A 297-nucleotide genomic window follows, 5' to 3' on the forward strand; every position below is an offset into this window, starting at 1 on the left:
GGATCTGTAAATTAATAACATGGCCATTTGCGATGGATATGTTATATTGGTTGCATGGATATTGAATCGGCAATCAGGGAACGTTTCCAAAATCTCGAGTGGGCCTTAGATGAAAGGTTGAGACGATTATTTGCTGCATCCGAGGCCAAAGTTCTTGGCCATGGGGGTATTACGCTCGTTCAGAAAGCCACTGGAGTGGCACGAAATTCCATAAAGCTAGGACTAAAGGAGCTTCTGAGTTCACAAAATGAGGGAGTAGCAGAAGAGGACGCTGGTCGGAGATTGCGTCGTAAAGGA

Annotated in this window: 1 pseudogene; it reads left to right on the forward strand. The window is 45.5% G+C overall.

The annotated features are described in order from the left end of the window. Window positions 1-54: 54 nt before the first annotated feature. A pseudogene (locus tag ACYQ8U_RS23355) lies at window positions 55-297 on the forward strand (ISAzo13 family transposase); the annotation flags it as partial.

Source organism: Desulfocastanea catecholica (genome assembly GCF_054657295.1).